Here is an 11,684-nt window from a genome sequence, read left to right on the forward strand (position 1 = left end):
GCAGCAACTTCGCGACCACCCCCTGCGACAGCAAAGGACTCACACCATGAGCGCAACCCGCCACTTCCTGACCGACCTGGATTTCACCCCCGACGAGCAGTCCAAGGTGCTGGACCTGGCCGCGGCGATGAAGGCCGACAAGTACGGCTACCAGCCGTTCGCCGGCCCGCAGAGCGTCGCGGTCTTCTTCGACAAGACCTCCACCCGCACCCGCGTGTCCTTCCACGCCGGCATCGCCGAACTCGGCGGCTCGCCGCTGATCATCAACTCCGCCGATTCGCAGCTGGGCCACAAGGAGTCCATCGCCGATTCCGCCAAGGTGCTCGAGCGCATGGTCTCCACCATCGTGTGGCGCACCTTCGCCCAGTCCGGCCTGGAGGAAATGGCCGCGAACTCTTCTGTTCCGGTGATCAACGCGCTATCGGACGACTACCACCCCTGCCAGCTGATCGCCGACCTGCTCACCGTGCGCGAGCACAAGGGCAAGACCGCCGGGCTGACCATGGCCTACCTGGGCGACGCGGCCAACAACATGGCCAACTCCTACCTGCTGGCCGGGGTCACCGCCGGCATGCACGTGCGCATCGCTGGCCCCGAGGGCTACCTGCCCGAGGCCCGCATCATCGAGGCCGCGCAGCAGCGCGCCGCGCTGACCGGGGGATCGGCCACGATCACCACCGATGCCGCCGCCGCGCTGGCCGACGCCGACGTGGTCGTCACCGACACCTGGGTGTCCATGGGCCAGGAAGCCGAGAAGGCCGAACGCCAGCAGCTGTTCACCGGCTACTCGGTGACCGCCGAAGCCATGAAACTGGCCAAGGACGACGCGATCGTGCTGCATTGCCTGCCGGCCTACCGCGGCTACGAGATCGACGCCGAGGTCATCGACGGCCCGCAGTCGGTCGTGTTCGACGAGGCCGAGAACCGCGTCCACGCGCAGAAGGCCGTGATGGCCTGGCTGATGGTCGCCTCCGGCCTGGCCGAAGATCCACGAGTGGAGCTCTAGGATGTCCGCCCAGCCAAGCACCAAAACCGCCCGCCAGGCCCGCATCCGCGCGTTCCTCGGCAACAACTCGGTCAAGTCCCAGGCCGAGCTGCTCGGCCTGCTCAAGGACGACGGGCTGGAAGTCACCCAGGCCACGCTCTCGCGCGACCTGGTGGAAATCGGAGCGGTGCGCATCCGCGACAACTCCGGGCAGCTGATCTACGCGGTGCGCCAGGAAGGCGGGGACCGTTCCCCGAAGACCGCGATCACCCAGGAAGTGCTCGACGCGCGCCTGGCCAAGATCTGCGCCGAGCAGCTGGTCACCGCCGAGGCATCCGGGAATATCGTGGTGCTGCGCACCCCGCCGGGCGCGGCGAACCTGCTGGCCCTGGCCATCGACCACTCGCAGATGCCCTCGATCCTGGGCTGCATCGCGGGGGATGACACCATCATGGTCACCACCCGCGCGGCCGACGGCGGCGCCGAAGTGGCCGCCCGCTTCCTGCAGCTGGCCGAACCGCGCTGACCGGCGCCGCCAGGTGATCGGGCGCTTGCCGCCGCGAACTTTTCCACAGCCCGCGGCGGCTTTGCCATGCCGGTCGAGATGGCGCCCGATGATCGGGGCATGGAACCACTTCAGAGCGCCAGCGCCACGAGCACCGCGGGACCCGCACTGGCCGCCAGCCTGGGGACCGTCGCGCAGCAGCTGGCCAGCGGCACCCCGCTGGACGCCGCCAGCTTGCTGCGCGCCGAAGCTGCGTGCCTGTTGCTGTTCCAGAACCTCTGCGCCCAGGCCTCGGGCTGCGCCGATCCGCGCCTCGCGCTGGCCCACGCCCACTTCGCCGAAGCCTTCAGCCGGCAAGCTTCCCGCACCGTCGTGATGGCGGCAAGCCAGGTGGAGACCAGCGCCGCCCACGCCCTGGACCTCGCCGAATTCGACCACCTGCGCGCGGGCACCACCGATTTCAGCGCCCCTGCGCAATTCGCGCCCGGCCGCACCCTCTACCTCGATGCGGCCACCGTCCTGTCCCAGATGCTGGATGTGAATTATTTCGAGGCCGACCGCCGCGTCAAGGACGCCCATCTGGTCCACGCCCGCAAGGATATCGCCGGCGCTGCCTGCGCCCCGCGTTTCACCCTGCTCGCAGAACACTTCGCCGGCACCCCCGCCCCTGGCACGCCAGTCGCAGATCCGTCCACGGAGGCCTTGCTGTCGCCGGCCGGCTGGGCCCTGCCGGGCCTGCACAGCAGACCGGATCCCCGCGAGGTGCTGAAAACCGCCCGCGCGCTGGACAAGTTCGAACCCGAAGACACCACCTTCGACGGCCTGCCCACCACGGCCACTGCCAAGGCCGCCGACGGCACCTTGCTCGAAGAGCATGCCGCCGCGCACCTGAGGGAAGACCAGATCCGCATCCGGCAGAAGCGCATCAATGGCTTGATCAAGGAGTACAAGGACGCGCACGACCAGGCTCCGACCCCGAAGCTGGGCCTCTTCCGCGGCAAGGTGGTCAACGGGGTCCATGAATTCATCGTCCGTGTCCGGGAGATCGACGCGGAACTCTGGGAATCGCTGATCACGCAGGCCGACAACAAGCGCACCAAGGCCGGCGCCGCCGCCCGCAAGGCCGCAGGCGCCGCCAGCGACAGCACTTCCGGCGATGAGCACGGCGATACCGCAGAGCCGTCTTCCAGCGGACACCCCGGCTCGGAGCCCGACCCCGACCCGGAATTCGACGGCGGCCAGCAAGCGCCTGATGGCAAAGCCGGGTGGGAAGAACCCGCGGAGCACCTCTGGAACAGCGACCAACCTGCTCCGGACTGGGCGGGCGTTGGCCCGCCAGCTCCTGCGGATGATGCCGCGCCAGATCCCGACCCGCCGAACCCGCCGGGCACACCGCTGCCGGGCTTGCCGGCAACTTGTTCGGTGCCCGAACGCCGGCTCAATGCGCTGAACGCAATCCTGCGCAATATCGGCCCCGACAGCCAGGGCAAGCGCATCACCCCCGAAATCGTGGTGCACGCGCGCTTCGAGGATCTCCAGGATCTCGCATCGCTCACCGGCATCAGCGCGCACGGCGTGAAAATTTCCGCGCCCCAGTTGCGCACCATGCTGTGCGAAGCCAAGGTGATCAGCCCGATCTACAACGCGGACGGGGTGATCATGGATATCGGCCGCGACGCCCGGCTCTTCCCGCGCTGGATGAAACTTGCCGCCCGCGACCGGGACGGCGGCTGCCTGGTCCCAGGCTGCACGGCAGACCCGGCACTGATCGAATTCCACCACTTCAAACCGTGGGCCAAGGGCGGCCATACCCGACTCCAGGACTGCTGCCCGCTCTGCGCACTGCACCACACCATGGTCCACAGCGGCTACCTGAAACTGGTCAAGATCAAGGGCCTGCCCCATGTCATCCTGCCCAAGCATCTGGATCCGCAGCAGCTGCCGCGGCGCAACACCTATTTCGCCCGCACCTAGCTGCCCGACCTCGCAAAACTGCCGCGCCCTCGACTAGGAGTGCGCGGCAGAATTCGTGCGTTGATGCCATTCGGATCCGATCAGGCGGCAATATCCTCCACGGCATCCAGCGAGAAAGCCCGCTCGAAGGCGGCCTGGACCTCATCAGTATGCGCGACCAGGATGATCTTGTGGATCGGCGAAATATGCTTATTGGTCTCGATCCACCGGCTGATCGCTGCATGCGCGATGCTGGCAACCTGCTCAGGATCCCACCCGAACGCCCCTGCGCCAATCGCCGGGAACGCGACCGAGTGGGCCTCGTGGCGGGCCGCGACATACAGGGAGTTCACGAAGCAGTCATCGAGGATCTTGGGGTTCGGCTTGATCAGCGCCAAGTTGGGGGCCGCGGTGTGGACGACCCACTTGGCATGCAGGTTGCCGGCCTTGGTGACGACGGCAATGCCCGAAGGAATCCCGTCGGGGTAGCGGTTGGCCCGGATTTCCCGGCAGGCGGCCAGCAGGCTGGGACCAGCAGCTGCATGGATCGCGCCGTCGACGCCGCCTCCACCGAGCAGCGAAGGATTGGCCGCATTGACGATGGCATCAACATGAAGGGTGGTGATATCACCCCGGTACAGCTGGATTTCCATTGGGTACCTCCGAAGAACGTTCCGTATCGGCTCTATGATCACACCATACGCCCGGGCGCTGAGTACTGGAAGAGGCAAAACTTAAGGTTTCCTGCGTGTTCCGGAGCCTGGCCAGGCCCCGCAGAGCAGGGCGCAGCGATAAGCATGTGATGCATGAATCGCCGCACTGTTGCATAAATATGAGTTACATTGCATAAAGCTTTGCTAGAGTAGGGTGCAACGTCAATTTTCTCCGGCAGAAAGGAACGGGCCATGGCCTCGTCAACAAATGAAGGATCGCTCTGGGGCGGTCGCTTCTCCGGCGGCCCAGCGGATGCAATGGCAGCGCTGAGCAAGTCCACCCACTTCGACTGGCGCCTGGCCAGCTACGATATTGCCGGATCCCGTGCCCATGCCAAGGTGCTGAACCGCGCGGGCCTGCTCACCGATGCCGAGCTGGCAGACATGATCGCCGCCCTGGACCAGCTCGAAGCCGACGTCATCTCCGAGGCCTATGTCGCAGCGCCAACCGACGAAGACGTCCACGGCTCGCTGGAACGCGGCCTGCTGGAGCGCGCCGGCACCGCCCTGGGCGGCAAGCTGCGCGCCGGCCGGTCGCGCAATGACCAGATCGCCACCCTGGGCCGGATGTTCCTGCGCGACCACGCGCGGATCATCGCCCGCGGCGTGATCGACACCCTTGACGCCATGGTCGAGCAGGCCAAGGCGCACCCCTATGCGCCGATGCCCGGCCGCACCCACCTGCAGCATGCCCAGCCGATCCTGCTCTCGCACCTGCTGCTGGCCTACTCCTGGCCGCTGCTGCGCGATGTGCAGCGCCTGGTCGACTGGGACAAGCGTGCCGCCGTGTCGCCCTATGGTTCCGGTGCGCTGGCCGGCCAGACCCTGGGCCTGGATCCGAACTTCGTCGCCGCCGAGCTGGGCTTCGACTCGGCCGTGCACAACTCGATCGACGGCACCGCCGCCCGCGACGTGTTCGCCGAATTCTCCTGGATCGCGGCCATGATCGGCGTTGACCTCTCGCGCGTCTCGGAGGAGGTCATCCTCTGGGCCACCAAGGAATTCAGCTTCGTGAAGCTGCACGACTCCTTCTCCACCGGCTCCTCGATCATGCCGCAGAAGAAGAACCCCGATATCGCCGAGCTGGCCCGCGGCAAGGCAGGGCGCCTGATCGGCGACCTGACCGGCCTGCTGGCTACCCTCAAGGCCTTGCCGCTGGCCTACAACCGCGACCTGCAGGAAGACAAGGAACCGGTGTTCGACGCCGCGGACACCCTGGAAATCCTGCTGCCGGCGGTCGCCGGAATGATGGGCACCTTGACCTTCAATACCGAGCGCATGGCGGATCTGGCCCCGCAGGGCTTCGCCTTGGCGACCGACATCGCCGAATGGCTGGTCCGCCAGGGCGTGCCGTTCCGCGATGCCCACGAGCTCTCCGGCGCTGCGGTGCAGCTGGCCGAATCGCGCGGCGTGGAACTGTGGGACCTGACTGACGAGGAATACGCCGGCATCTCCGAGCACCTGACCCCGGCGGTGCGCGAGGTGCTCTCCACCGAGGGTTCGCTGAACGCCCGCAACGGCCAGGGCGGCACCGCCCCGAGCGCGGTCGCAGCGCAGCTCGCCGAGTTCGAGCGCCAGCTCGACCAGATCAAGGCCTGGGCCAAGTAGCACCAGGCGGGGCCAAGCGGCCGCCGCGCGGGAAGAATCCTGCCCGGCGGCCGCTTGCGCCTTAACCACGGCTTCGAGCCCTTGCGCATTTGCGCCCGGTTCGCGCTAAAGTGTGATTCATGACTCAACTCCTGGCCCCCGCCGAACTCATCGCGCAGGTCACCACCGCATTGGATGAACTTTCCGTACAGGTGCGCGAGGTTCCCGACACCCAGTACAGCAAGCCCAGTTCGCTGCCGGGCTGGAGCACCGCCCAGTTGATCGCGCATCTGGCCTCCTTCGCGAAGGCCGCCGTGCGTCAGTTCGAGAACGCCGGAGCCCAGCGGCCGCCGCTGATGTACGACGGGGGCGCCGAGGGACGGATCGAGGCGATCAACATGACCGCGCTGATGCGCCCGGAGTCCCTGCGCGCCCTGGCCGCCGACGCGCTGGCCCAGTTGCGCGCCACCCTGCCCGGTGCCGAAGCCACGTGGGAGCAGCCGGTGGGGTACCGCCCGGGCGCCAAGGCCGCGGACCTGATGTACGCGACCTGGCGCGAGATGCTGATCCACGGCACCGACCTGGACGAATTCCTGCGCCCGGCCGCCAGCTGGCCGCCGGCATTCAGCGCGCATCTGTTCCGGGCGCTCGAAGCCCGCGTTCCGGAAGGAACCCGCCTGGTGCTGCAGCCGCATGGCAAACCCCGGATCGTGCTCGGGGACGGGGCGAAATCGTGGGTGCTCTCGGGCACCGATTTCGACTTGGCCGCATGGATGGCCGGACGCCCTGCGGCCGGGCCGGTGCAGGTTACCGCGGCCGCCGACGGGGCCGCGGACCCGCAGCTGCTGCCCTGGCCCAGCGATCGCTTGATGAACCGCTAGCTCGGATGGTTAACCGCCGTACCGCATGGACACCGCCCAAAATGTGCTCATGATTATGCACGATCGTGCGTCGTGCAGCGCGCGAAGGGACTAAAATTACTAGGCGTGACTACTTCTGAGAGCATTAGCGACCTGCTGGATCGACTGTGCGAGATCGTGCCCGACTACCCGCAGCCAGGGATCTCCTTCAAGGACCTCACCCCGGTCTTCGCCGACCCGACCGGCCTGCGCCGCATGGTCGACGAGCTGATCGCCCCCTTCGAGGGGCAGTTCGACATCGTCGCGGGCCTCGAAGCCCGCGGTTTCGTGCTGGCGGCGGCCGCCGCCTACGCCTCGGGCAAGGGCATGCTGACCATCCGCAAGGCCGGCAAGCTGCCGCGCGAGGTCTACCGCGACGAGTACACCTTGGAATACGGCACCAGCTGCCTGGAAGTGCACAAGGACGAGATCGCCCCGGGCACCCGCGTGCTGATCCTCGACGATGTGCTGGCCACCGGCGGCACCGTGGGTTCAGCGGTCCGCCTGCTGGAGCAGACCGGTGCCAGGATCGCCGGCGTCGGCGTCGTGCTGGAACTCGATGGCCTCGAAGGACGGGCCAAGCTGCCGGGGCACAAGGTCCTCTCCTTGCAGGTCGTCCATTCCTGAGCCGGACAGCGCGGTGCCGAAGCGGCAGCCGGGAAGCGGCGGGCAGGTAACAAACCGCCACGCTTCCACGCCGCTGGCGAACAGCCCGGCAGCGGGCCCGGCCAGCGCTTGGCACCAGTGCGCGCGATTACCTGCGCCAGGCCAAAGGCGCGTATCATTATCTGTCCTGTGTTTTTACGTGGGAACCGTTTTACGTAGGGCCCTGTGCTTTGCGCAGGGGCACATTTTGAGCGCGAGGGGAAACTGGGTTGACCGATACGATCGAGGCCGATCTGTTAGCTGAATCCGACTATGTGGGCCGCCTGTACGCGCGGCTGGACGAGTTGCGCGCCGAAAAGGTGGAGCAGCTCGAGCGCACCCGGGCCCAGGGGGCGGTGGGCACCTTCCAGAACATGTCCGAACGCGACTCTTTCGCCACCCTCTACGAGGACCGGATTGCCCAGCTCGACGCCGTCGAGGACCGCCTGGTCTTCGGCCGCCTGGATATGGCAGCCAACGGCCAGGGGCAGGAAGCCGGCAACGGCTCATCCTCCGGCACTCCCCGCTACATCGGCCGCATCGGCCTGTCCGACGAGGACCTGAACCGGCTGATGATCGACTGGCGCGCCAGCGAAGCAGCCCCGTTCTACCAGGCGACCGCGCTGAATCCGCGCGGGGTGCGCCGCCGCCGCCACCTGATGCTCAAGGGCCGGACCGTGGCCGGCATCGAGGACGACGTGCTCGACGAGACCTGGCTGGATGAGGGGCACACCCACCACGGCGAGGGCGCGCTGATGGCCGCTTTGCGCGAGAAGCGCACCGGCCGCATGGGCGATATCGTCGGCACCATCCAGGCCGAGCAGGATGCGATCATCCGCGCGCAGCTGCCCGGCGCCGTGGTGGTCCAGGGCGGTCCGGGCACCGGCAAGACCGCCGTCGCCCTGCACCGCGCGGCGTTCCTGCTCTACGAGTACCGCGAACGGCTGAAGAACGCCGGGGTGCTGATCGTCGGCCCGTCCACTTCCTTCATGCGCTACATCGAGCGCGTACTGCCCTCGCTGGGCGAGACCGGCGTGGTCATGTCCTCGGTGGGCGAGCTCTACCACGGCATCCACGCCGTGCCGGAAACCAACCGCACCGTCGCCCGGCTCAAGGGCCAGCTGTCCATGGCCAGGGTGATCGCCACTGCGGTGCGCAACCGCCAGCGGCTGATTCCGGAAACCCGCACCCTGGTCGTGGAGGGAACCCGACTGACCCTGACCCCGAAGATGGTCAAGAACGCGCGCGAACGCGCCCGCCACACCCACAAGCCCTACAACGAGGCGCGCGAAACCTTCGTCAAGGTGCTGGTGAGCGACCTGGCCGAGCAGCTGCGCCGCAAGCTGGAGGAATCGGCCGGGCAGTCCTCGACCACCGACCGTTCCTACCTGCCCCAGGAAGTGCGCGAATCGCACGATGTGCGCGTGGCGCTGAACCTGTGCTGGATGCCGATGACCCCGCAGCAGCTGGTGGCCGAGCTCTTCGCCACCCCGCACCTTTTGGCCGCCGCGGCCCCGCACCTGAAGGAAGCGGACCGCGACGCCCTGTACCGCCGGGCCGGCTCGCCGTTCACCGAGGCCGATGTGCCGCTGCTCGATGAGGCATCCGGGCTGCTCGGCGAGTTCGCCGACCCGCTGGCCGGCACGCACACCGCCCAGTACGAGGCCGACGTGGAAAATGCCAAGGCCGCGCTGCGCAATATGCACACCATGCTGGAAAACGCCGGCATCGACGGTGTGGTCACCGCGGAGCAGGTGGCCGGAGTGAACCAGGAAACTGCGGCCCGGCTCACGGCCGCCGAACGCGCCGTCGCCGATCGCACCTGGGCCTACGGGCACATCGTGGTCGACGAGGCGCAGGAGCTTTCGCCGATGCAGTGGCGCCTGCTGGTTCGCCGCTGCCCGATGAAGTCCTTCACCATCGTGGGCGACATCGCCCAGACCTCGGCCGCCTCGGGCGCCAGCAGCTGGTCCCAGGCCCTGGAGCCGTTCTTCGGTGAGCGCTTCGAGCTCGAAGAGCTGACCGTCAACTACCGCACCCCGGCGCAGATCGCCGACGCGGCGGTGCGCGTGGCCCAGGCCGCCGGCCTGCGGATCACCACCCCGCAGGCGGTCCGCGAAGGCGACTGGCCACCGGTGCTGACCAAAACCACCGAGGCCGAAGTCCAGGATGCGGTCCTGGCCGCGCTGGGCGAGGAGCTGGAGTACTCGGCCGGGGGACTGCAGGCGATCATCGTGCCTCAGCAGGATCTGGCCCGCATCCGCGCGGCGGTCCAGGACGTGCATGGCGACCGCGTTGGCGCCGGTTCGGGCGGATTGAGCCAGGACATCGTGGTGATCACCGCGCGCGAGTCCAAGGGCCTGGAATTCGACGGCGTGCTGATCCTGGAACCGGCCGAGCTGGTCGACGAGGTGGACGGCGGCGTGGGCGATTTGTATGTGGCGATGACCCGTACCACCCAGCGCCTGCGCGTGGTCCACACCCGCGAACTGCCTGAAGGCCTGGAAAGCTAGCAGCGCACCGCGGGGTCGGCTATGTGACCAAGGGGCGGGCCGGGGAAGTGGCACGAGCCTGCCACCAAGCGATAACCTTAAACCCATGCGCCGGGAAGGCAACCCCAACTCCCGGTGCGATCACAGGTGCACGCAAGCAGCAACGCGGGCACTCGGGGCAGAACGAAGACAGAAAATGGTCACAGTGAGCATGTCTGATACGAAGCAGAATCCCGTGATTGCGGGACAGAGCAACGACGCATCTTTCGAGAACGTCTGGCAGGAACTCAAGTGGCGCGGCCTGGTGCACGTGTCCACCGACGAAACCGAGCTGGAACGAGCCCTGTCCGAAGAGTCTGTGACCTACTATTGCGGGTTCGATCCGACTGCGCCGTCCCTGCATCTGGGCAACCTGGTGCAGTTGCTGAATATGCGCCGCCTGCAGCTGGCCGGCCACAAGCCGCTGGCCCTGGTTGGCGGTTCCACCGGCCTGATCGGCGACCCGCGCCAAACTGCGGAGCGCACCTTGAACACCAGGGAGACGGTGACCGAGTGGGTCGCCAAGCTCCAGGCGCAGGTTTCCCGCTTCCTCTCCGATGAGGGCGAGAACGCGGTGCAGCTGGTCAACAACCTGGACTGGACGCAGCAGCTGTCGGCCTTGGACTTCTTGCGCGATGTGGGCAAGTACTTCCGTGTGGGCACGATGATCAAGAAGGAGATCGTCGCCGCGCGACTGAACTCCGACGAGGGCATCAGCTACACCGAGTTCTCCTACCAGGTGCTGCAGGGCTACGACTTCCTGGAGCTGAACCGCCAGTACGGCTGCACCCTGCAGACCGGCGGCTCGGACCAGTGGGGCAACCTGACCAGCGGCACCGACCTGATCCGCAAGGTCCAGGGCAACTCGGTGCACGCCTACGGCACCCCGCTGATCACCAACTCCGACGGCACCAAGTTCGGCAAGTCCGAGGGCAACGCCATCTGGCTGGATGCCGAAATGTGCAGCCCGTACACCTTCTACCAGTTCTGGCTGAACACCTCCGACGCGGATGTGATCGACCGCTTGAAGGTATTCACCTTCCTGACCCGCGAGCAGATCGCGGAACTGGCAACCGAAGTTGCAGAGCGCCCGTTCAAGCGCGTCGCCCAGCGCACCTTGGCCTGGGAAGTCACTTCCCTGGTTCACGGTGTGCAGGCTACCGAGCAGGTGATCGCCGCTTCGGCTGCGGTCTTCGGCAATGGCGATCTGGGCGCGATTGATCTTCCTACCTTGGAATCGGTTATCGCGGAGCTGCCTTCGGCGAAGGTTGCTGCGAACGATCTGGGCATTTTGAATGTCCTGGTTGCCTCGGGCCTGAGCAAGTCATTGTCCGAAGCACGCCGTACGGTCACTGAAGGTGGCGCCTACGTCAATAACGGCAAGGTTGGCGGCATCGAAACTGAACTGGCCGAGGCGGACTTCCTGCATGGCCGCTACGCGATCGTGCGCCGCGGCAAGAAGAACATGGCAGTGGCTGAACTGGCCAAGTAGGGCCCAGTAACTACCGCACTACACGAAACCGCCGGAAAAGCTTGTGAACCAAGACACTTTTCCGGCGGTTTTGTTGTACCTAATTATGATAATCCCTAGTCAAGGTAGGATTAGTGGCTGAAATTCGACCCGTAGGCCGATTTTGCGTCGTGGCTGAACCCGTGTAGAGTTTTATCTCGCGCCGCTGATCCGGACAGCCTGAAAGGGCGAAACGGAAACGGCGGGGTGAACAAGACTGAAACGTCGAGTTGACAACAGTCAACTTGGTGGTAAGCTTGTAAAGTTGCTCCGGAGCGAAGCAGTCATCGAAGTCTTGATGGTTGTGGTGTCGAGAGTGTTTGTTGTTTGAGAACTCAATAGTGTGCCAAGTTTGT

At 66.5% G+C, this 11,684-nt stretch carries 9 protein-coding genes; 8 read left to right on the forward strand and 1 reads right to left on the reverse strand.

What is annotated here, in order from left to right; translation table 11 throughout:
- Positions 1 to 46 precede the first annotated feature (46 nt).
- The 3 genes from argF (at position 47) to ACIOTL_RS12365 (ending at position 3,464) form a co-directional block, all read left to right on the forward strand.
- Positions 47 to 1,006: an ornithine carbamoyltransferase gene (gene argF / locus ACIOTL_RS12355; RefSeq protein WP_388023822.1), complete on the forward strand. Its 960-nt coding sequence runs from the start codon at positions 47 to 49 to the stop codon at positions 1,004 to 1,006.
- A gap of 1 nt (position 1,007) precedes the next feature.
- Positions 1,008 to 1,511, forward strand: a complete 504-nt coding sequence (locus ACIOTL_RS12360) for an arginine repressor (protein ID WP_105658129.1) — start codon at positions 1,008 to 1,010, stop codon at positions 1,509 to 1,511.
- A 99-nt stretch (positions 1,512 to 1,610) separates the two neighbouring features.
- Entirely contained in the window at positions 1,611 to 3,464 is a 1,854-nt protein-coding gene (locus tag ACIOTL_RS12365; protein WP_400342881.1) for an HNH endonuclease signature motif containing protein, read from the forward strand.
- Between the two features lie 80 nt (positions 3,465 to 3,544).
- Here the strand turns inward: ACIOTL_RS12365 and ACIOTL_RS12370 are convergent, their stop codons facing one another.
- Entirely contained in the window at positions 3,545 to 4,096 is a 552-nt protein-coding gene (locus tag ACIOTL_RS12370) for a macro domain-containing protein (protein WP_105661899.1), read from the reverse strand.
- Between the two features lie 252 nt (positions 4,097 to 4,348).
- Here ACIOTL_RS12370 and argH point away from each other — a divergent pair, with 252 nt between their 5' ends.
- The 5 genes from argH to tyrS all read left to right on the forward strand — a co-directional run bounded on the left by argH (position 4,349) and on the right by tyrS (position 11,310).
- Positions 4,349 to 5,764, forward strand: coding sequence for an argininosuccinate lyase (gene argH / locus ACIOTL_RS12375; RefSeq protein ID WP_105658126.1), 1,416 nt, complete (start codon positions 4,349 to 4,351; stop codon positions 5,762 to 5,764).
- 119 nt (positions 5,765 to 5,883) lie between these two features.
- Positions 5,884 to 6,624 carry a maleylpyruvate isomerase family mycothiol-dependent enzyme gene (locus ACIOTL_RS12380; protein ID WP_400342883.1) on the forward strand — a complete coding sequence of 247 codons (741 nt, stop codon included), beginning with the start codon at positions 5,884 to 5,886 and terminating at the stop codon, positions 6,622 to 6,624.
- A gap of 105 nt (positions 6,625 to 6,729) precedes the next feature.
- The gene (locus ACIOTL_RS12385) at positions 6,730 to 7,269 is read left to right on the forward strand and encodes an adenine phosphoribosyltransferase (protein ID WP_105658124.1); all 540 of its coding nucleotides are present in this window, start codon (positions 6,730 to 6,732) and stop codon (positions 7,267 to 7,269) included.
- 248 nt (positions 7,270 to 7,517) lie between these two features.
- A complete protein-coding gene (locus ACIOTL_RS12390) occupies positions 7,518 to 9,800 on the forward strand; it encodes a HelD family protein (RefSeq protein WP_400342885.1) in 2,283 nt (760 codons plus the stop codon).
- 190 nt (positions 9,801 to 9,990) lie between these two features.
- Positions 9,991 to 11,310, forward strand: coding sequence for a tyrosine--tRNA ligase (tyrS, locus tag ACIOTL_RS12395; protein WP_400342887.1), 1,320 nt, complete (start codon positions 9,991 to 9,993; stop codon positions 11,308 to 11,310).
- Positions 11,311 to 11,684 lie beyond the last annotated feature (374 nt).

The organism is Glutamicibacter sp. NPDC087673 (assembly GCF_044743255.1).
In the GTDB taxonomy this organism is placed as follows: domain Bacteria; phylum Actinomycetota; class Actinomycetes; order Actinomycetales; family Micrococcaceae; genus Glutamicibacter.